Origin of the sequence: Actinocrinis sp., from assembly GCF_035653575.1 — a bacterium.
Lineage (GTDB): Bacteria > Actinomycetota > Actinomycetes > Streptomycetales > Catenulisporaceae > Actinocrinis.
On record NZ_DASRBQ010000160.1, the window covers coordinates 1 to 19,457 of the forward strand.

16 protein-coding genes, 1 rRNA gene and 1 pseudogene are annotated in these 19,457 nt (G+C 71.0%); 1 reads left to right on the forward strand and 17 read right to left on the reverse strand.

Annotated features, from left to right (window positions below):
- The 12 genes from VFA06_RS21570 to VFA06_RS21625 form a co-directional block, all read right to left on the reverse strand.
- Positions 1-138 (reverse strand): 16S ribosomal RNA (locus VFA06_RS21570); the annotation flags it as partial.
- A gap of 310 nt (positions 139-448) precedes the next feature.
- Positions 449-1,711 (reverse strand): tyrosine--tRNA ligase, encoded by a 1,263-nt coding sequence (tyrS, locus tag VFA06_RS21575; protein WP_324842480.1) that lies wholly within the window; start codon positions 1,709-1,711, stop codon positions 449-451.
- 90 nt (positions 1,712-1,801) lie between these two features.
- On the reverse strand, positions 1,802-2,428 hold the full coding sequence (locus VFA06_RS21580) for a DNA-3-methyladenine glycosylase (protein WP_324842481.1): 627 nt from the start codon (positions 2,426-2,428) through the stop codon (positions 1,802-1,804).
- The gene (gene argH / locus VFA06_RS21585) at positions 2,421-3,839 is read right to left on the reverse strand and encodes an argininosuccinate lyase (protein ID WP_324842482.1); all 1,419 of its coding nucleotides are present in this window, start codon (positions 3,837-3,839) and stop codon (positions 2,421-2,423) included. Before argH ends, VFA06_RS21580 begins: the two co-directional genes overlap by 8 nt.
- A 5-nt stretch (positions 3,840-3,844) precedes the next feature.
- Positions 3,845-5,041 carry an argininosuccinate synthase gene (locus VFA06_RS21590; protein ID WP_324842483.1) on the reverse strand — a complete coding sequence of 399 codons (1,197 nt, stop codon included), beginning with the start codon at positions 5,039-5,041 and terminating at the stop codon, positions 3,845-3,847.
- A 40-nt stretch (positions 5,042-5,081) separates the two neighbouring features.
- Positions 5,082-5,633 carry an arginine repressor gene (locus VFA06_RS21595; RefSeq protein WP_324842484.1) on the reverse strand — a complete coding sequence of 184 codons (552 nt, stop codon included), beginning with the start codon at positions 5,631-5,633 and terminating at the stop codon, positions 5,082-5,084.
- Entirely contained in the window at positions 5,630-6,580 is a 951-nt protein-coding gene (argF, locus tag VFA06_RS21600) for an ornithine carbamoyltransferase (RefSeq protein ID WP_324842485.1), read from the reverse strand. The genes VFA06_RS21595 and argF overlap by 4 nt, the downstream gene beginning before the upstream one ends.
- Positions 6,580-7,830 carry an acetylornithine transaminase gene (locus tag VFA06_RS21605; protein WP_324842486.1) on the reverse strand — a complete coding sequence of 417 codons (1,251 nt, stop codon included), beginning with the start codon at positions 7,828-7,830 and terminating at the stop codon, positions 6,580-6,582. The genes argF and VFA06_RS21605 overlap by 1 nt, the downstream gene beginning before the upstream one ends.
- The gene (gene argB / locus VFA06_RS21610; RefSeq protein WP_324842488.1) at positions 7,827-8,750 is read right to left on the reverse strand and encodes an acetylglutamate kinase; all 924 of its coding nucleotides are present in this window, start codon (positions 8,748-8,750) and stop codon (positions 7,827-7,829) included. Before argB ends, VFA06_RS21605 begins: the two co-directional genes overlap by 4 nt.
- On the reverse strand, positions 8,747-9,937 hold the full coding sequence (gene argJ / locus VFA06_RS21615; protein WP_324842489.1) for a bifunctional glutamate N-acetyltransferase/amino-acid acetyltransferase ArgJ: 1,191 nt from the start codon (positions 9,935-9,937) through the stop codon (positions 8,747-8,749). The genes argB and argJ overlap by 4 nt, the downstream gene beginning before the upstream one ends.
- Positions 9,934-11,037, reverse strand: a complete 1,104-nt coding sequence (gene argC, locus VFA06_RS21620; RefSeq protein WP_324842490.1) for an N-acetyl-gamma-glutamyl-phosphate reductase — start codon at positions 11,035-11,037, stop codon at positions 9,934-9,936. The genes argJ and argC overlap by 4 nt, the downstream gene beginning before the upstream one ends.
- Before the next feature lie 106 nt (positions 11,038-11,143).
- Positions 11,144-12,373, reverse strand: a complete 1,230-nt coding sequence (locus VFA06_RS21625; protein WP_324842491.1) for an MFS transporter — start codon at positions 12,371-12,373, stop codon at positions 11,144-11,146.
- A gap of 114 nt (positions 12,374-12,487) precedes the next feature.
- Here VFA06_RS21625 and VFA06_RS21630 point away from each other — a divergent pair, with 114 nt between their 5' ends.
- A complete protein-coding gene (locus VFA06_RS21630; protein WP_324842492.1) occupies positions 12,488-13,045 on the forward strand; it encodes a CGNR zinc finger domain-containing protein in 558 nt (185 codons plus the stop codon).
- Positions 13,046-13,181: 136 nt separating this feature from the next.
- Here VFA06_RS21630 and pheT read toward each other — a convergent pair whose 3' ends face one another.
- The 5 genes and pseudogenes from pheT to VFA06_RS21655 form a co-directional block, all read right to left on the reverse strand.
- Complete coding sequence (pheT, locus tag VFA06_RS21635) at positions 13,182-15,680, reverse strand: phenylalanine--tRNA ligase subunit beta (RefSeq protein WP_324842493.1); 2,499 nt, start codon at positions 15,678-15,680, stop codon at positions 13,182-13,184.
- On the reverse strand, positions 15,680-16,804 hold the full coding sequence (gene pheS, locus VFA06_RS21640) for a phenylalanine--tRNA ligase subunit alpha (protein WP_324842494.1): 1,125 nt from the start codon (positions 16,802-16,804) through the stop codon (positions 15,680-15,682). The genes pheT and pheS overlap by 1 nt, the downstream gene beginning before the upstream one ends.
- 181 nt (positions 16,805-16,985) lie before the next feature.
- Positions 16,986-18,230, reverse strand: a complete 1,245-nt coding sequence (locus VFA06_RS21645) for a sensor histidine kinase (RefSeq protein WP_324842495.1) — start codon at positions 18,228-18,230, stop codon at positions 16,986-16,988.
- Positions 18,231-18,477: 247 nt separating this feature from the next.
- Positions 18,478-19,299, reverse strand: coding sequence for an RNA methyltransferase (locus tag VFA06_RS21650; protein WP_324842496.1), 822 nt, complete (start codon positions 19,297-19,299; stop codon positions 18,478-18,480).
- Positions 19,300-19,325: 26 nt separating this feature from the next.
- A pseudogene (locus VFA06_RS21655) lies at positions 19,326-19,457 on the reverse strand (50S ribosomal protein L20); the annotation flags it as partial.

Below are 19,457 nucleotides of genomic sequence, written 5' to 3' on the forward strand. Positions count from 1 at the left end.
AGCCAAGGGCAGGTTACCCACGTGTTACTCACCCGTTCGCCACTCACCACCAGCCCGAAGACCAGTGATCCGTTCGACTTGCATGTGTTAAGCACGCCGCCAGCGTTCGTCCTGAGCCAGGATCAAACTCTCCAAAAAAGATGTTTGACAAACCCGGCTAAACCGTCCCGACGGGGGTCGGGACAATCAACCATTCACATAAAATGGCATCACAGACAAAAATGTCGACACACTGTTGAGTTCTCAAGAAACAGACACACTGACCGGTGACCGGCCCTCGCGAGCCTCTGCCGGTAGGTTCTTGCCTCTGCTGCCGCCCGTCGGATCGACCCGGTTTGCCCGGCGTCCCCCTCGTGGCGACTCGGTAAACATTAGGCCCCGGGCGCTAGACCGTCAAATCGACGTATCAAGGTACTGTCTGCGCCCGGGACCGTGCGGATCCGGTGTGTCAGCGTGCCAGTTCGACGGCGGCAAGCGTCCGGCGGCCGCGGCGAAGCAGCAGCCAGCGGCCGTGCAGCAGGTCGCCTTCGACCGGCTGCGCCTCGACGTCCTCGATCTTGGCGTTGTTCACGTAGGCGCCGCCCTCCTGGATCGCCCGGCGCGCGGCCGAGCGGCTGGGGACGATGCCCGTGTCGGCGAACAGCTCGAAGAAAGGCGCCAGGCTGGTGACCTTCGCCGTGGGCAGCTGGGCCAGGGCCGATTGCAGTGTGCGCTCGTCGAGCGCCGCCAGGTCGCCCTGGCCGAACAGTGCCCGGCTGGCCGCCTCGACCCGCTGGAACTGGTCGGCGCCGTGCACCAGCGTGGTGACGTCCTCGGCGAGGGCCCGCTGGGCCAGGCGCAGGTGCGGCTTCTCGCGCGTAGCCTCGTCCAACTCCTCGATCTCCGCCTTGCTGCGGAAGGTGAAGATCCGCAGGTACTCGGCGACCTTGGCGTCCTCGGCGTTGAGCCAGAACTGGTAGAACGCGTACGGCGACGTCAGCTCGGCGTCCAGCCAGACCGAGCCGCCCTCGGTCTTTCCAAACTTCGTGCCGTCCGCCTTCGTGACCAGCGGCGTGCCCAGGGCATGCACCGAGACGCCCTCGGCGCGGTGGATCAGGTCGACGCCCGCGGTGAGGTTGCCCCACTGGTCGCTGCCGCCGGTCTGCAGGACGCAGCCGTACTGGCGGTAGAGCTCCAAGAAGTCCAGGCCCTGCAGGATCTGGTATGAGAACTCGGTGTAGCTGATGCCGGCCTCGGAGTTGAGGCGCGCGCTGACCGCGTCCTTGGAGAGCATCTTGCCCACGCGGAAGTGCTTGCCGATGTCACGCAGGAAGTCGATCGCGGACATGGGCGCGGTCCAGTCGAGGTTGTTCACGATCCGCGCGGCGTAGGGACCGTCGAAGTCGAGGAAGCGTTCGACCTGGCCACGGATATACCCCACCCACTCGGCGACGGTTTCCTTGGTGTTGAGGACGCGCTCGGCGGTGGGCTTCGGGTCGCCGATCAGACCGGTCGAGCCGCCGACCAGGCCGAGCGGCAGGTTGCCCGCGTCCTGGATCCGGCGCATGGTCAGCAACTGGACCAGGTTGCCGATGTGCAGGCTCGGCGCGGTCGGGTCGAATCCGCAATAGAAGGTGACCGGACCGTTGGCGAAGGCCTTGCGCAGGGCCTCTTCGTCGGTGGAGAGGGCGATCAAGCCCCGCCACTTGAGTTCGTCGACGATGTCAGTCACGGTCAGTCCGTCTCTTCGCGGTCAGGAAGTGTCATGCGGGACCGGTGAAGTTGTCCCGGTACAAGCCTGCCCGATCGTACGCGGCGATCGCTAACCGGTTCTGCGCTTCGGGACGTGCGGGCGATAGACGCTCACGGTGGGATCGCCGTCGATCCAGAAGCGCCAGGGGAAGTCGGGGGCATCGCGGAGGCCGACGCGAGGACCGGTGCGTATGAGTGTCCTTGGCGGCGGCGTGCCGTGGTGCACGGTGAGCGGTCCGTCGCCGCAGACGTCGGAGCCGTCATCGCCGCGTGTGACGGCGAGCGACTCGACGAGGCGGGCCGGGCCGCGGGCCAGCTCGCGGTCAGATTTGGCAGTGAGTCGGCGCTTGCGGGCGAGTTCGGCGCCGTCGGTGATCTCGGCGGCGCGCAGCAGGATTCCGGTGGGCATGCCGGGCGGGCCACAGACCAGGTTCATGCAGTAGTGCATGCCGTAGGTGAAGTACACGTACACGTGACCGGGCGGGCCGAACATGGTGCCGTTGCGCTTGGAGCGGCCACGGAAGGCGTGCGATCCGGGATCGTTGGGGCCGTCGTAGGCCTCGACCTCGGTGAGTCGCGCCGTGACGGTGCCGTCCTCGGTGCGGTGCACGACGAGCCGGCCCAGGAGGTCGGGGGCGACCGAGAGGACCGGCCGGTCGAAGAAGCTGCGAGGCAGCGGGTCGAGCGGATCAGGCACTGAACCACTCACGCTGAGCCGTCAGGAGCTGCCGCAACTCGTCTAGCTGCTCGCGCACCCGAGCCGGTGCGGTGCCGCCGCGGCCGTCGCGGGAGGCGAGGGAGCCGGGGACGGTGAGCACCTGCTTGACCTCGGGGGTCAGCCGGGCGTCGATCGCGGCGAGGTCCTCGTCGGTCAGGTCGGACAGCTCGAGGCCGCGCTGCTCGCAGTAGCGGACCGAGGCCCCGGCGATCTCGTGCGCCTCGCGGAACGGGACGCGCTGCTTCACCAGCCACTCGGCGATGTCGGTGGCCAGCGAGAAGCCCTGCGGGGCGAGCTCGGCCGTACGGTCGCCGTGGAAGGTAAGCGTCGCGATCATGCCGGTGAACGCGGGCAGCAGGACGGTGAGGGTGTCGACGGAGTCGAACACCGGCTCCTTGTCCTCCTGCAGGTCGCGGTTGTAGGCCAGCGGCAGCGCCTTGAGCGTGGCGAGCAGCCCCGCGAGGTTGCCGATCATGCGGCCGGCCTTGCCCCGGGCGAGCTCCGCGATATCCGGGTTCTTCTTCTGCGGCATGATCGACGAGCCGGTGGCGTAGGCGTCGTCGAGGGTCGCGAAGCGGAACTCTCGGGTGGTCCACAGGATCACCTCCTCGGCGATCCGGGAGACGTCGACGCCGATCATCGCGGCCACGAAGGCGAATTCGGCGACGTAGTCGCGGGACGCGGTGCCGTCGATCGAGTTCGCCGCGCTGGAGCTGAAGCCCAGCTCGGTCGCGACCGCCTGCGGGTCGAGGCCGAGGGTGGAGCCGGCAAGGGCGCCGCTGCCATAAGGCGAGCTGTCGGTGCGGCGGTCCCAGTCGCGCAGCCGGTCGACGTCGCGGCCGAGCGCGTGCACGTGCGCCAGCAGGTGGTGCGCGAGCAGGACCGGTTGCGCGTGCTGCAGGTGCGTGCGGCCCGGCATCGCGACCTCGAAGTTCGCCTCGGCCTGCGCGACGAGGGCCTTTTGCAGGTCCGTGACCAGGTGCGCGATGACCCGGGCGTGGTCCCGCAGGAACATCCGGCCGAGCGTGGCGATCTGGTCGTTGCGGGACCGGCCCGCGCGCAGCCGGCCGCCGAGCTCAGGGCCAACGCGTTCGATCAGTCCGCGTTCCAGGGCGGTGTGGCAGTCCTCGTCGGCGATCGTGGCGGTGAACGCGCCGGACTCGACGTCGGCCTGGAGCTTGTCCAGACCCTGCAGCATGCCGTCGAGCTCCTCGTCGGTGAGCAGCCCGGCCCGGTGCAGCGCGCGGGCGTGGGCCCGCGAGCCGGCCAGGTCGTAGGTGGCGAGCCGCCAGTCGAAGTGCACGCTGGCGGACAGTGCCGCCAGCGCGTCACTCGGACCGCTGCTGAACCGCGAGCTCCAGAGCAGCCGCGGGCTGGTGCTGTCGGTCACGGTGCTCAGGCCTTCTGGTCCCGCCGCGCGGCGATCTTGGAGGGCAGGCCCCACAGGTCGATGAAGCCCTTGGCCAGGGACTGGTCGAAGACGTCCTCGGAGTCGTAGGTGGCCAGGTTGTAGTCGTAGAGGGAGACGGCGGAGCGGCGGCCGGTGACCCAGGCCCGGCCGGCGTGCAGGGAGAGCCGGATCTCGCCGGTGACGTGCTCGTTGGCGGTCTCGATGAAGCCGTCGAGGGCGCGCTTGAGCGGGGAGAACCACAGGCCGTCGTAGACCAGCTCGCCCCAGCGCTGCTCGACGCCACGCTTGAACCGGGCCAGCTCCCGCTCGACGGTGACGTTCTCGAGCTCCTGGTGCGCGGTGATCAGTGCGATGGCGCCGGGGGCCTCGTATACCTCGCGGGACTTGATGCCGACGAGCCGGTCCTCGACCATGTCCAGCCGGCCGACGCCCTGGGCTCCGGCGCGCTTGTTCAGCTCGACGATCGCCTCCAGCACGGTGACCTTCTTGCCGTCGATGGCGACCGGGACGCCGGACTCGAAGGCGATGATCAGCTCGTCGGGCTCACGCGGGGTGGCCGGGTTGGCGGTGTAGCTGTAGATGTCCTCGATCGGGCCGTTCCAGATGTCCTCGAGGAATCCGGTCTCGACGGCGCGGCCCCAGACGTTCTGGTCGATCGAGTAGGGGTTCTTCTTCGTGGTCTCGATGGGCAGGGCCTTGGCCTCGGCGAAGGCGATGGCCTTGTCCCGGGTCATGCCGTAGTCGCGGACCGGGGCGATGCACTTGAGCTCGGGGGCGAGGCTCTGGATGCCGACCTCGAAGCGGACCTGGTCGTTGCCCTTGCCGGTGCAGCCGTGCCCGACGGTGGTGGCGCCGTGCTTCTTGGCCGCGGCGACCAGGTGCTTGACGATGGTGGGCCGGGAGAGGGCGGAGACCAGCGGGTAGCGGTCCATGTAGAGGGCGTTGGCCTTGAGCGCGGGGAGGCAGTACTCCTCGGCGAACTCGGTGCGCGCGTCGGCCACTTCGGCCTCGACCGCGCCGCAGTCCAGGGCCCGCTTGCGGATGGTCTCCAGGTCCTCGCCGCCTTGGCCGACGTCGACGGCGACGGCGATCACTTCCGCTCCGGTCTGTTCGGCGATCCAGCCGATGCAGACTGAGGTGTCCAATCCTCCCGAGTAGGCGAGGACTACGCGCTCTGTCATGGGGTGCTCCTTCGTGGTGCGGGGTCTTTGCGGGTGCGGTTCAACCGCGCTGTGCGGCGCTGATCAGCTGGCGGGCCAGGTCGGGGCCGCCGGTCGGTTCGCGGCAGATCACCAGGACGGTGTCGTCGCCGGCGATGGTGCCCATCACGCCGGCGGTGACGCCGTGGTTGTCCGCGTGGTCGATGGCCGAGGCGAGGAACTGGGCGGCTCCGGGCGGAGTGCGCAGCACCACCAGGTTGGCCGAGCCCTCCGCGGTGACCAGCAGTTCGCCGAGCAGCCGCTTGAGCCGGGCCTCCAGGGCGCTGCCCTCGCGGGCGATCTGCGGGGCTCCGTCGCCGCCCTCGCTGCGCAGCGCGTAGACCAGGGCGCCGTCCCGGTCCCGGATGCGCACCGCGCCGAGTTCGTCGAGGTCGCGGGAGAGGGTGGCCTGGGTGACCGAGTAGCCGTCCTCGGCGAGCAGTTCGGCGAGCGCGGTCTGCGAGCGCACCTTGTGCTTGCTGAGCAGGTCGGCGATCCGCTGGTGGCGCGCGCGGCGGGTGTTGACCGTGGTAAGCGCGCTCAGCGCGGCCTGGGCGTCGGTTTCGCCGGTCATCGTCGCGGGCCTTCGGGGGCGGTCGAGCTGTGTTCGATCAAGAAGGTGAGCAGCGCCTTCTGGGCGTGCAGGCGGTTTTCGGCCTCGTCCCAGACCACTGATTGCGGACCGTCGATCACCGAGGCGGCGATCTCCTTGCCGCGATACGCGGGCAGGCAGTGCAGCACGATCGCGTCGGGCGCGCCGAGCGCCAGGGCCGCTTCGTCGAGGGCGTATGGCTTGAAGACCTCGGCGCGGTCGCTCTTCTCGGCCTCCTGGCCCATCGACACCCACGTGTCGGTGACCAGCACGTCGGCGTCGGTGGCCGCGGCCTTGGCGTCGTGCAGTACCTGGACGGAGCCGCCGGTCTCGGCCGCGATCCGCCCGGCGTCGGCGACGATCGCGGGGTCGGGCAGGTAGCCGGCGGGGGTGCCGATGCGCACGTGCATGCCGGCGAGCGCACCGCCGAGCAGGTACGAGTGCGCCATATTGTTGGCGCCGTCGCCGAGGTAGGTCATGGTCAGTCCGGCGAGCCGGCCCTTGTGCTCACGGACGGTTTGCAGGTCGGCGAGGATCTGGCAGGGGTGGAACTGGTCGGTCAGGGCGTTGACCACCGGGACCCGGGAGACCGCGGCCATGGCCTCGATCCGGCCTTGTTCGAAGGTGCGCCAGACGATCGCGGCGACCTGGCGGTCCAGCACCCGGGTGGTGTCCTCGATCGGCTCGCCGCGGCCGAGCTGGCTGCTGCCCGCGTCGATGACGAGGGGATAGCCGCCGAGCTGGGCGATGCCGACCGAGAAGGAGACTCGGGTGCGGGTGGACGGCTTGTCGAAGAGCACCGCGACGGCCTTGGGGCCGTCCAGCACCTTGCGGCCGAGCGGATCGGCCTTCAGCGCGTCGGCGAGGTCGAGTACCTGAGCCTGCTCGGCCGGAGTCAGGTCGTCGTCCCGTAGGAAGTGGCGCACCATCAGTTGCTCCCGGGGGTGAACGGGTCGAGGAGGGCGGGCAGCGCCGCGAGGAATTCGTCGGCCTGGGCGGCGGTGAGGATGAGCGGCGGGGCCAGCCGGATCGCCTGCGGGTTGACCGGGTTCACGATGAATCCGGCGTTCAGCGCGGCGTCGGCGAGCGCGGGGGCGACGGCTTCGTGGAGCTCGACGGCGAGTAGCAGCCCGGCGCCGCGGACGCCGGCTACCGCGGGGTGTCCGAGCGCGAGGATGCCGTCCCGCAGCCTGGCGGCGACGGCGTTGACGTTCTCCAGCAGGCCGTCGCGCTCGATGGCGTAGAGCACGGCCAGTCCGGCGGCGCAGGCGACCGGGTTTCCGCCGAAGGTGGTGCCGTGCGCGCCGGGCGTGAACAGCTCGGCGGCGCGGCCGAGGGCGATGGAGGCGCCGATCGGCAGGCCGCCGCCGAGGCCCTTGGCCAGGGAGATGACGTCGGGCTGCCAGCCGCCGTTCCGGGCGGCCTCGGCCTGGTAGCGGAACCAGGTGCCGGTACGGGCGATGCCGGTCTGAACCTCGTCGAGGATCAGCAGCGCGCCGTGGCGTTCGGTGATGCGGCGGGCCGCGGTGAGGTAGCCGGGCGGTGCGGGCTCGACCCCCTTCTCGCCCTGGATGGGTTCGACGATGAACGCGGCGGTCTCGTCGTCGATCGCTGCTTCGAGCGCGGCGGTGTCGCCGTAGGGGACGAAGGTGACCTCGCCGGGCAGCGGCTCGAACGGCTCCCGGATGGCCGGCTTGCCGGTCAGCGCGAGCGCGCCCATGGTGCGCCCGTGGAAGCCGCCGTCGGTCGCGACCAGCTTCGTGCGGCCGGTGAGCCGGGAGAGCTTGAAGGCCGCCTCGTTCGCCTCGGTGCCGGAATTGCAGAAGTAGACCCGGGCCTGCGGGGCGTCGACGAGCTGGATGAGGCGTTCAGCCAGGGCGATCTGCGGGGCGGTGGCGAAGAAGTTGCCGACGTGGCCGAGCGTGGTCAGCTGGGCGGTGACCGCCTGGACGATGAGCGGGTGCGCATGCCCGAGAGCGTTGACGGCGATGCCCGCGAACAGGTCGAGGTAGCGGTTGCCGTCCGCGTCCCAGAGCTGCGCGCCCTCGCCCCGGACGAACACCCGCTTCGGCGGGCCGAAGGTGTTCATCAGGGAGCTGGTGTAGCGGTCGGTCAAGGCGGCGGACAGGCCGGTGTGCGGGTGCAGGTCGGGCAGTGCCTCGGCGGTCGCGATGGTCATGAGGACACCACCATGGTTCCGATCCCCTCGTCGGTGAAGACTTCGAGCAGCAGGGAGTGCTGGACCCTCCCGTCGAGCACGTGCGCGGCCTTCACTCCGCCGCGCACTGCGCGCAGGCAGGCCTCCATCTTGGGGGCCATGCCGGAGGACAGACTCGGCAGCAGCTTCTCGAGTTCGTCGGCGGACAGCTGGCTGATCACCTCCGCCGCGGTGTCCGATGAGCCGGCTGCGCCGGCGGGGGGCCAGTCGGCGTAGAGGCCCTCGACGTCGGTGAGCACGACCAGCTTTTCCGCGCCGAGGCCGACCGCGAGCGCGGCGGCCGCGGTGTCGGCGTTGACGTTGTAGACGCCGCCGTCCTCGGCGCGCGCGACGCTGGAGACGACCGGGATGCGGCCGTCGTCCAGCAGGGCGTTGATGAGCGTGGCGTCCACCTCGGCCACGTCGCCGACCCGGCCGATGTCGACCTGTTCGCCGTCGACCTCGGCGAGCCGCCGGGTGGCGAGCAGCGTGTTGCCGTCCTCGCCGGAGATGCCGACCGCGAAGGAGCCGTGCGCATTGACCAGGCCGACGATCTCGCGCTGCACCTGCCCGGTGAGCACCATGCGGACCACTTCCATGGCCTCGGGCGTGGTCACCCGCAGTCCGGCGGTGAAGGTGGATTCCAGGCCCGCCTTTTCCAGCTCCCGGCTGATCTGGGGGCCGCCGCCGTGTACGACGACGGGGCGAAGGCCCGCGTAGCGCAGGAAGACCACGTCTTGGGCGAAGGCGGCCTTCAGCGCCTCGTCGATCATCGCGTTGCCGCCGAACTTCACGACCACCGTCGCGCCGTGGAAGCGGGAGAGCCAGGGCAGCGCCTGGGTGAGTACCTGGGCCTTGGACAGGGCCTCGTGGGAGCGGGTGCCGCCCGCCGTGATCTTCATGACGAGTACGCCGAGTTCTCGTGCACGTATTCCTTGGACAGGTCGTTGGTCCACACGGTGGCGGTGCTCTCCCCCGCGTTGAGGTCGACGATCACATGCACCTGACGCGGGGTCAGGTCGCACAGTTCGCGGTCCTCGCCGACTCCTCCGTCCCGGCAGACCCAGACTCCGTTGATCGCGACCGCCAGTTCGTCCGGTTCGAAGCGTGCCGCCGTGGTCCCGACGGCGGAGAGCACCCGGCCCCAGTTCGGGTCCTCGCCGTAGATGGCGCACTTGAACAGGTTGTTGCGGGCGATCGAGCGGGCGACTTCGAGCGCGTCGGCCTCCTCGGCGGCGTGTACGACCTCGATTTGGATCTCCTTGGACGCCCCCTCGGCGTCAGCGATCAGCTGGCGGGCCAGCGAGTCGCAGACCTCGTGCACGGCGGCCTCGAACTGCGCGGCCTCGGGCGTGACGCCGGAGGCGCCGGAGGCCATGAGGATCACGGTGTCGTTGGTGGACATGCAGCCGTCGGAGTCGATCCGGTCGAAGGTACGCGCGACGGCGGCGCGCAAGACCGGATCGAGGATGTCGGCCGGCACGTCGGCGTCGGTGGTGATGACGCACAGCATGGTGGCCAGGCCGGGGGCGAGCATGCCCGCGCCCTTGGCCATGCCACCGACGACGAAGCCTGATGCGTGGGCCACGACCGCCGTCTTCGCGACGGTGTCGGTGGTGCGGATGGCCTCCGCCGCGTCGGCGCCGCCGGTGGCGGAGAGCGCCTCGGCGGCGGCGGTCACGCCGGGCACCAGCTTGTCCATCGGCAGCCGGACGCCGATCAGGCCGGTGGAGCACACGGCGATCTCGCCGGCGGAGGTGTCCAGGAGTTTGGCGGTGTGCTCGGCGGTGGCGTGGGTGTCCTGGAAGCCGAGGGGGCCGGTGCAGGCGTTGGCCCCGCCGGAGTTGAGGATCACGGCGTGCAGCAGGCCGGACTTGGCGACCTCCTGGGACCAGAGCACCGGGGCCGCCTTGACCCGGTTCGAGGTGAACACGGCGGCCGCGGCGCGGGACGGTCCGTCGTTGACGACGAGGGCCACGTCCGGGGCGCCGGTGGTCTTGAGCCCGGCGGCGACGCCGGAGGCGCGGAAGCCGCGCGCCGCGGTCACGCCGACGCCCGGGCCGGGCTGGGGGGTGGGCTGGTCGGTCACGGGGCCACTCCGATCGTGGTGAGACCCGAGCCTTCGGGCCAGCCGAGCGCGAGGTTGAGGCACTGCACGGCCGCTCCCGCGGTGCCCTTGGCGAGGTTGTCCACGGCGCCGATCACGCTCACCCGACCTGCGGCTTCGTCGAGGGCGACTTGGAGGTGCACCGCGTTGGAGCCGACCAGCGCGGCGGTCTGCGGCCAGCGGCCTTCGGGCAGGAGCGTGACGAACGGCTCGTCGGCGTAGGCCTTCTCGTAAGCGGCCCGCAAATCCTGCGCAGTGACCCCCGGCAGCGCCGGAGCCGTACAACTTGCGAGGATCCCCCGCGGCATCGGAGCGAGTACCGGGGTGAAGGAAACCGACACGCGGCCGGAACCGCTACGGCCAGCAGCGGCCCGGTCCGGTCCGTCCTGAGCGACGGTCAGCTCGGCCGCCACGGCCCGGCCGAGGTTCTGGACGATTTCTGGAATGTGCCGGTGGACCCCGCCGACCTGGTAGGCGGAGGCGTTACCCATGATCTCCGAACCGAGCAGGTGCGGCTTGAGCGAACGGCCGGCGCCCGAAGTGCCGGTGACCGCGGTGATGACGACCTCGGGCGCGGCGAGCCCGGCGGCCAGCGCCGGATACAGCGCGAGCGTGGCGACGGTCGGGAAGCAGCCGGGCACCGCGACTCGCTTCGTACCCTGCAGCGCCGCGCGGGCGCCGGGCAGTTCCGGCAGTCCGTACGGCCAGGTCCCGGCGTGCGAGGTACCGTAGAACCGGTTCCACGCCGCGGCGTCGGCGAGCCGGAAATCGGCGCCGCAGTCGATGATCAGCACGTCCGGGCCGAGCGCCTGTGCCACGGCCCCGGACTGGCCGTGCGGCAGGGCGAGGAAGACGACGTCGTGACCGGCGAGGTTCTCCGGATCGGTCGGGACGAGCACGCGATCGACGAGCGGGCCGAGGTGCGGCTGATGCTCACCGAGCAGCGAACCGGCGTTCGACCAGGCGGTCAGCGCCCCGATCTGTGCGCGCCCGTCGAGCACGGCGGGATGGCCGAGGAGGATCCGCAGAATCTCCCCGCCCGCATAGCCGGTCGCACCGGCGACCGCGATCCGGATCGTCATGTGCATGACAATACAGCCACGCGAATGAATATGCCACCAGAGATCGCGTTCTCATCCGAACGGCAGCGGAACCCGATCTCAGAGACCCGCACCCGCTGGCGGGCGTTTAGCGATCAGCGTGCAGGACGGGTCGGCCGACCGAGGCGGGCACGTGCGAGCGCTGGCTTCGGGCGAGTGCTGCCGCGGCGATGCACTGCAGCGCGGCGATGCCGAGCAGCAGGGCTGAGGGCGGGGCGTGCGAGACAGCACCGACGATGGCCGTGCCGCAGGATCCAGCGAAGATCTTCAGTCCGGCGGCGAGGGTGAAGACCTGGGCACGGGCGTCGTCCGGTGCGTAGTCGGCGCGGATGCGCAGGATCGCGCTCAGCAGTGGTCCGTCACCGAGTCCTGCGATCGCGAACAGCGTCGCGCAGGCGGCGAACGGCCGGACGGCAGCGGCAGCGGCCAGTGCCGCGCCGGTGGTCAGCAGACCGAGCCAGGCGATGGTCACTGCGGACAGCGGCGGCTGCCAGCGCGCCACCGCCAGCGAGCCGGCCAGCGCCGTGCAGGCGAAGACCGAAATCAGGGTCCCTCCCCCACCGGCGTAGCCACGGGAAACAGCGAGCAGGACAGCTGTCGTGCTCAACGCGCCCGTGCCCAGGTACGCCAGACAACTGCCGGCAGTTACGACCCGCAACACGGGCGTGCGCCACAACGCCCTCATGCCGCGCCGAAGGTCGGCGTGCCATCGCCGCGCCGCAGGCTGCTCGTGCTGCGCCGGTCGCCACGTGCCCGCCGACGGCGGCGTGAGCGCGACGAGCACAGTCGCGACCAGGGCGCCGCCTGCCAGCGCGCCGGTGGCCACCGCGGACGAAGATGCCACGGTGATCGCCGTGACGGCAGCCGGGCCGAGCGCCGAGGCGGCGTTGTATACCGCCGCGTCGAGAGCGTAGGCGCGAGCGCGCTGCGGCCCTTGGGGGGCCAGGCCGGCGACCAGGCTGGAGAGCCCTCCGGTCACGATCGGGCCGAACGCTCCGCCCGCCAGCGCCAACGCGAAGACCAGCGCCAACGGCACCCGGCCGAGCAGCAGGCACACGCCGAGGATCGCCGCCCCGACGCCTGCCAGGGCGCTCGCGTAGGACAGCCGTGAATTTCTTGATCGTGCCACGAGGGCGCCAGCCAGTGGGGAGGCGATCAGGTGCGGCGCCGTCCACGCGGTCAGGATGTACGCGCCCTGGGCGGCGCTGCCGGTGCGGTGCACGGCGAGTAGCACGGTTGCCACTGGCACGCCCTCCTCAGCCCACCGCGCTGAGAACGCAGTCGCCAGGTAGAGCCGCAACCCTGCGAGCCCCGACACGACACCTCCCGTGTAACGTATTACTGCCTCTATTACGTTACCCAGCTCGGAGGGGGCGCCTTCGGCTTGACGTGCGCGGCGAGACGACCGGAGAAAGGTGTCATGAAAGACGGCGTGAGCAGGCGTGATCTGGCGGTGGCTCGGCAGGTGGTCGAGTTGGCCGACGCGGTGCGCAAGCAGCCTGACCTGGGGGGCGACGACCTGGCCGCGCTACTGGCCGACTGCGGCCAATCCCCCGAAAGCCTTACCGGTGCGACGTTCACGGCGCACGATGTGGCACGCCTGCGCGCCGCCGTCGAACGCCTCGCCGCGGTCCTGCGGGAAACCGACGCTGACCGCGCCGCCACCGCCCTGAACGGCATCCTCGCCGAATGCGGCGCCTGGCCGCGGCTCTCACGGCACGACGGCAGCACCTGGCATCTGCACGTCGATCGGGCCGACGACGCCCGCTGGGACGAACGGCTCCTGGCCTCGGGCGCGTACGCGCTCGCCCAGATCCTCGGCGAGCACGGCCGACCTGCCTGGGGCGTGTGCCATGCACACGACTGTTCCGCGTACTACCTCGACGTCGGACCCGGGCTCGGCCGCCGCTACTGCTCTTCGACCTGCTCATCGCGCACCCGCGTGGCGGCCCATCGGCAGCGCAGAGCAACGGGCGACAATCCCGGGTGACACCACGACGCCGACCAGCCCGCGAACTTCGGGCCCCGACCCGGCGCGTCATCGACGTGTCAGGCGAACGGCTGTGGCCCTGTCGTCGATCGACGACAGGGCCACAGCGGGTTTGTTCGTGCGCGTTGACGGCGCGTCAGGCGCCGCGCAGTACCGCGCCCGTCTGCTCGGCCGCGAGGCTGACCGCCGCGTCACGGGCCTGCGTGGCCTCCTCGACGGTGAGCGTCCGGTCCGCGGCACGGAAGCGCAGCGAGAAGGCCAGCGACTTCTTGCCCTCTCCGATGCGCTCGCCCTGGTAGACGTCGAACAGGCTGATCGACTCCAGCAGCACGCCCGCGCCGCGGGTCAGCGCGGACTCGACCGTGGCCGCCGGGACGCTCTGGTCGACCACGAGGGCCACGTCCTGCGTGGCCACCGGGAAGGTGGAGACCAGCGGCCCCTGCACCGGAAGGTCGCGGGCCGGCAGCAGCGCGTCGAAGTCGAGCTCCATCGCGCTGGTGCGCGGAGGCAGGCCCAGCTCGTTCAGCACCTTGGGGTGCAACTCGCCCGCGTGGCCCACGACGCGGCCGTCGACCAACAGCCGCGCGCAGCGGCCGGGGTGCCAGGGCTCGTACTGAGCCTGCGTCACCTCCAGCTCGACGCCGCAGGCCCGGGCGACCGTGCGCGCGGCCTCGATCGCGTCAGCCCACAGGGTCGAGCTCGCGTCCGTCGCCGCCGGACGGCCCGGGCCCCACCAGCCGGCCGGTTCGCGCAGGCCGGCGAGCACGACCGCGACATGCGCCGGCTGGTTCGGCAGCGCGGCGTCGAGTGCGGCGAGCTGCTCGTCGCTGGGCCGGTGCGCGGTGGTCAGCCGGGGCGGCGGCGTCGCTCCGGGCTTCGGCGAGAAGATCAGTCCGGTCTCGAACAGTGCCACGTCGTTGAAGCCGCGCCCGATGTTGCGTCGCAGCGTTGCCAAGAGGCCGGGCAGCAGGGTGGTACGCAGCTCGGGCTGCTCGTCGGAGAGCGGGTTAAGCAGGCGCAGCGTGTTGCGTCGCGGGTCGTCCTCAGGCACGCCCAGCTGGTCGAAGTCCTTCTGCCCGACGAACGGGTAGCAGAGCACTTCGACGTATCCCGCACCCGCCAGCTCGCGCCCCACACGGCGGCGGTAACGCTGCTTGATCGTCAAGCCGCGACCCGCCGGGACCTGCGGCATCGTGGAAGGAAGCCGGTCGTAGCCCTCCAGCCGGATGACTTCCTCGGCCAGGTCGTTGGGGTCGGTCAGGTCGGGCCGCCAGGACGGCGGGATGATCCGCAGCACGTCCGCGCCCTCGACCGAGCAGCCGATCTCCTGCAGCCGTCCGGCGACGATCTCGCGCGAGTACTCCAGGCCCGCGACCCGGCTGGGCAGGCTCGCCTCGATGACGATCGGCTCGGCCGTTGCCGGGCGAGTCGACTCGACGGTGACCGCCGGGTCTGCCTCGCCCTGGCCGAGCAGCACCAGCAGGTCCACGGCCCGCTGCACCGCGGCGGCCGCCGCGTTCGGGTCCACGCCACGCTCGAACCGGCGCGAGGCCTCGGACGGCAGCTTGTGGCGTCGGGCGGCGCGGGCGATCACGACCGGGTCGAAGTGCGCGCCTTCGACCAGCACGTCGGTGGTCGTCGGCTGGACTTCGGTGGCGCCGCCGCCCATCACCCCGGCCAGGCCGATCGGGCCGGAGGCGTCGGCGATGACCAGGTCCTCGGGATCCAGCTTGCGGTGCTGGCCGTCGAGGGTCTCCAGGATCTCCCCGGCCTGCGCACGGCGCACGGTGATCGGCCCGGTGAGCCGGTCGGCGGCGTAGGCGTGCAGCGGCTGGCCGATCTCCAGCATCACGTAGTTCGTGATGTCCACGATCAGCGAGATGGGCCGCATCCCGGCGAGCTGAATACGCCGCTGCATCCACAGCGGAGAAGGCGATAGCGGATCGATGTTGCGTACCGCTCGCGCGACGAACAGGTCGCAGCCGGTCGGGTCGAGGAGGCGGACCGGGTGCCCGGTGCGCGTGGGCGCGGGGGTGTCGAGCAGCGCCGGGTCACGCAGAGCGCTGCCGTACGCGATGGCGGCCTCACGCGCGATGCCGCGCATGGACAGGCAGTAGCCGCGGTCGGGGGTGACCGCGATGTCGAGTACTTCGTCGCGCACGCCGAGCAGCTCGGCCGCATCGGCGCCGACCTCGCACTCGTCCGGCAGCACGATGATCCCGGCGTGATCGTCGCCGAGGCCGATCTCGCGGGCCGAGCAGATCATGCCGTCGGAGACGTGGCCGTAGGTCGAGCGAGCGGTGATCTTGAACTCGCCGGGCAGGACCGCGCCGGGCAGGGCGACCACGACCTTGTCGCCGGTGGCGAAGTTGGTGGCGCCGCAGATGATGCCGCGGCTGTCCTGCGGGTTCGGGCCGACCTGGACCTGGCAGAACCGGATCGGCTTCTTGAACCCGGTCAGCTCCTCGATCTCGAGCACGTGGCCGACCAGCAGCGGCCCGGTCAGGCCGAGGCCGGACTGGTGCACGGTCTCGACCTCGAGGCCGGCGCGCACCAGGTGCTCGGCGACCTCGCGGCCGGTGGCCTCGGCGGGCAGCTCGACGTACTCCCGCAGCCAGGAAAGCGGAACGCGCATCAGATCTCCACCCCGAACGGAAGCGTGAACCGGATGTCGCCCTCGACGATGTCGTGCATGTCGGCGACCGAGTGGCGGAACATCAGGGTGCGCTCAAGGCCCATACCGAAGGCGAAGCCGCTGTAGCGGTCGGGGTCCACTCCGGCGGCGAGCAGCACCCGCGGATTGACCACGCCGCAGCCGCCCCACTCGATCCAGCCCTCGGAGTTGCAGGTGCGGCAGGGCCGGTCCGGGTTGCCGACGGACTCGCCGCGGCACACGAAGCAGCGCAGGTCCATCTCGGCGCTCGGCTCGGTGAACGGGAAGTAGCTCGGGCGCAGCCGGGTGTCGATGCCGTCGCCGAACATCACGGTGGCGAAGTGGTCGAGGGTGCCCTTGAGGTCGGCCATGGTGATGCCCTCGTCCACGGCCAGCCCCTCGATCTGGCCAAAGACCGGGGTGTGCGTCGCGTCGAGGGCGTCGCTGCGGAAGACCCGGCCGGGGCAGATGACGTACACCGGCAGCTCACGGGTCAGCAGGGAGCGGATCTGCACCGGGGAGGTATGGGTGCGCAGGACCAGCGTGTCGGTGGCCTCGGTCGCGCCGGGGGTCTCGACGAAGAAGGTGTCCTGCGTGGTGCGCGCCGGGTGGTCGCGGTGGATGTTGAGCGCGTCGAAGTTCATCCACTCCGACTCGACCTCGGGGCCCTCGGCGACCTCCCAGCCGATCGAGACGAACGCGTCGGCGATGCGCTCCTGGAGGGTCGTCAGCGGGTGCCGGGCGCCGCGTGGGGCGCGGTTCCAGGGCAGCGTGACGTCGACGCTCTCCTCCACCAGCACCCGGGCGTCGCGCGCGGCCTCCAGCTCGGACTGCCGGGCGGCGAGCGCGGCGTTGACGGCGGCGCGCGCCTGGCCGACCCGCTTGCCGGCCTCGGCCTTCGCGGCCGGCGGCAGCGCGCCGATCTCGCGGTTGGCCAGGGCGAGGGGTGAGCGGTCCCCGGCGTGGGCGATCTTGGCCTCGTGCAGCGCGGCGAGGTCGGCGGCGGCCGCGAAGGCGGCCAGGGCCTCGTCGCGGGCGCGCTCGACCTCCTCCGGCTTGAGCGCTTCAACCTCGACCGGGTCGAAGGTCTTGTTCGGTGCAGACATCCGGTGCTCTACTTCCGCTCTCCAGCGCCACGCGGGCGCGCTCGATCGGGGACTGTGCGGTACGGCGTCATGGCGGGATGCCTGGCACAGCCGCGCGGGTGCGCTCAGGCAAGCTTAGGCGGTACGAGGGGCAGGTAAGACCCGCCGACCTGATGAGGTGTGAACGAGGCGCGGTGCTCGATCAGGCGGCGGGCACGGTAAATCGGAAGCGTGCGCCACCGGACGGAGCTGGACCAACGGTGATCGTGCCGCCGTGTGCCTCGATAATGCCCTTGACGATGTACAGGCCCAGCCCGGTGCCGCCGCGCCTGTTACCGCGCCAGAATCTCGTGAAAACCCGGCCGAGCATCTCCGGTGGGATGCCGGGGCCTTCGTCGTCGACTGTCACCGTGACCAGGTCGGACGCGCTTTCGGCAGCGGCTGGAGCGGTCGTGGCAGCGGTCGGCTCCGCGGCATCGATCGTGACGGTTACCCGGCCGTCGCCGTGGCGTACCGCATTCTCAAGCAGGTTGGCGAGGACCTGGCGCAGCTTGTCCGGGTCCGCGAAGACCGGCGGCGTCTCGTGCGCCACGACGACGAGCCGGTCCTCCGGCTGTCCGGCCGCGACCATGCCTGAAATCTGGTCGCGGACCAGTTCCTCGATATCCACCGCGTAGCGGGCCAGCTGGAGCCGGCCGGAGTCGATGCGCGCGATGTCGAGCAGTTCGGCAATCAGCCGGGTCACCCGGTCCGCGTCGGCGTCGACGGTTTCGAGCATGAGTTTGCGCTGGTCGTCGGTGAAGCGCTCCCACTTGGCCAGCAGGGTCGCGGTGAAGCCCTTCACGCTGGTGAGTGGGGAGCGAAGTTCGTGGGCGACCGTGGCGATCAGGTCGGCGTGACGGCGCTCGGCGCGGGCTCGCGCGGAGGTGTCACGCAGGCCGACGACGACGCGCTGTACCGCACCGTCTTCGCGCACAAACCGGGCGGTGACCAGCACGTCGCGGCCGCCGGGCAAGAGCAGATGGGTTTCCGGCTGCCCGGTGCGGATAGCGAGGCCACCGTACGGGTCCGTGCCGAGCCACCAATTGCGGCCTTCGAGGTCTTCCAGGGGCAGGGCGTCTGCCAGACGGTTGCCGAGCGCCGATGCGGCCTCGATTCCGGTGATCCGCACGGCGGCACGGTTGAACACGATCACGCGGCCGTCGCGGTCGGCGATGACGACGCCGTCAGGCAGCTCGTCGTAGTCGATTCCGATGCCTTCGTTGCCGAGAATGATGCCGTCCTCCGTGGAGCGCGCTGACGCGACACGGGAGGGGCGCGCAACCGCCGGTGTCACGTCCCGCGGGGCGTAGCCGAATCCGTTGCCGTCTCCGGGCTCCAGCGCCGCGGTGGGGTCGGCCGCTGTCGGATCAGCCGCGCGCTCGACCGCGCTCGCTGCGTCCAACATCCCGCGCCCCTTTCCACGGATGGAACGATTCGCCCCGAGTAAGGAACGTCGCCCGCTGCCCATAGCCTCAGTCACCGCCGCCTACCGTTCGGAGCCGGCAGTCGACGGGATTGGTCCGTCAATTTCGCTGTCCGGTCGCCATCATTGTCGTTCGCGCGCCGTTTCCGCCAGAGTCGCAGCCGATGCGACGTCTATGCGCCTGCGTATGCATACGCACGCGGCGTTCGCTTCGTGCACTACCTGACGGTCACGACTCTCGGCGCTGAGCGCGCGCCGATGCATACAGGCACACGGCCGCGGCGGTGGACAGGTTCAAGCTTTCGGCCCTGCCGTGGATCGGCACTCGGACCACGGCGTCCGCCAGGGTCCGGAGTTCCTCGGGCAGGCCCCAGGCCTCGTTGCCGAAGAGCCAGCAGGTGGGGGCACGTAGCGCGCCGGAGTCGGCTTCGTCGTCGAGGTCGAGCGGACCCGAGCCGTCGGCGGCGAGAACACGCAGGCCGGCGGCGCGGCACTGCTCGATCGCGGACTCGACGGACACGCCGATGACTATCGGGAGGTGGAACAGCGAGCCGACGGACGCGCGCACGGCTTTGGGGTTGTACACGTCAACGGACTCGCCGCTGACTAGAACCGCGTCCGCTCCTGCGGCATCGGCGGCACGGATGACCGAGCCGACGTTTCCGGGGTCACGGACGTGCGCGAGGAGCACAACGAGGCGCGCGGGGGCGCTAAGGGCATCGGAGAGCGCCGTATCGAGATACCGGCACACCGCGACCATGCCCTGCGGATGCACGGTGTCGCTCAGCGAGGCGACGACCTCATCCGTGGTCGGCAGCAGGGCCGCTCCGGCGGCGTACGCGGCATCGATGAGCTCGGGATGCCGGTCGGCGGCGGCCTGCGTGAAATACAGCTCGGCGATGCCCGCCGGGTGCCCGGCCGCCTCGCGCACGGCCTGCGGGCCTTCGGCGAGGAACAGCCGCTGCTTGGCCCGGAACGAGCGAGTGGCGAGCCGCCGCGCGGCCACCACCCGGCTGGAGCGGGGGGAGGTGATCGCGGGGCGGCCCGCCACGTCGGGGGGCGTCAGCCGGTGCGCGGTCAGGCCGCGACCTTCGGCGCGTTCACGTCGGACGGCAGCGCCTTCTGGGCGACCTCGACCAGCGCGGTGAACGCCGCGGCGTCGTTGACGGCCAGGTCGGCGAGGATCTTGCGGTCCACCTCGACGCCGGC

What these genes read in the sequence shown, in the direction of transcription:
- VFA06_RS21590 (WP_324842483.1), bottom strand. Translation starts at nt 5,041, where the DNA reads ATGACAGAGCGCGTAGTCCTCGCCTACTCGGGAGGATTGGACACCTCA.
- VFA06_RS21595 (WP_324842484.1), bottom strand. Translation starts at nt 5,633, where the DNA reads ATGACCGGCGAAACCGACGCCCAGGCCGCGCTGAGCGCGCTTACCACG.
- argF (WP_324842485.1), bottom strand. Translation starts at nt 6,580, where the DNA reads ATGGTGCGCCACTTCCTACGGGACGACGACCTGACTCCGGCCGAGCAG.
- VFA06_RS21605 (WP_324842486.1), bottom strand. Translation starts at nt 7,830, where the DNA reads ATGACCATCGCGACCGCCGAGGCACTGCCCGACCTGCACCCGCACACC.
- argB (WP_324842488.1), bottom strand. Translation starts at nt 8,750, where the DNA reads ATGAAGATCACGGCGGGCGGCACCCGCTCCCACGAGGCCCTGTCCAAG.
- argC (WP_324842490.1), bottom strand. Translation starts at nt 11,037, where the DNA reads ATGACGATCCGGATCGCGGTCGCCGGTGCGACCGGCTATGCGGGCGGG.
- pheT (WP_324842493.1), bottom strand. Translation starts at nt 15,680, where the DNA reads ATGCGCGTTCCGCTTTCCTGGCTGCGGGAGTACGTCGAGCTGCCCGCC.
- pheS (WP_324842494.1), bottom strand. Translation starts at nt 16,804, where the DNA reads ATGTCTGCACCGAACAAGACCTTCGACCCGGTCGAGGTTGAAGCGCTC.
- VFA06_RS21645 (WP_324842495.1), bottom strand. Translation starts at nt 18,230, where the DNA reads ATGTTGGACGCAGCGAGCGCGGTCGAGCGCGCGGCTGATCCGACAGCG.